Origin of the sequence: Bowmanella yangjiangensis, assembly GCF_017255015.1 — a bacterium.
Lineage (GTDB): Bacteria > Pseudomonadota > Gammaproteobacteria > Enterobacterales > Alteromonadaceae > Bowmanella > Bowmanella yangjiangensis.
On the sequence record NZ_JAFKCS010000916.1, the window covers coordinates 1 to 278 of the forward strand.

Here is a 278-nt window from a genome sequence, read left to right on the forward strand (position 1 = left end):
ACCGTGCTCCTCACGGTACGCGACGATCGCCTGAGCCTTGGTCGCACCGATGCCAGCCAACTCACGCTGCAGCGTTGCCACATCAGCGGTATTCAGATTGACCAGACCGGTTTGCGCCACCTGAGTGGCAGCCGCTTTCGCAGGCTCGGTCTTTGGGGACTCTGCTGCAGTCACGGCCAGGGGAAGGGAAACGAGGACAGCCAAAAGCAGTGAAGAAAGACGGACTTTCAACATGGGAAACACTCCTTGTAAATGAAAAAGCGAAGCCTTCTTGGCTT

General features: G+C 56.8%; 1 protein-coding gene. It reads right to left on the minus strand.

Going from position 1 to position 278, the window contains the following annotated elements:
• The coding region (locus J0A65_RS27205; RefSeq protein ID WP_206597267.1) for a helix-hairpin-helix domain-containing protein at positions 1-234 on the minus strand (234 nt) is incomplete at its 3' end.
• Between the last annotated feature and the right edge of the window lie 44 nt (positions 235-278).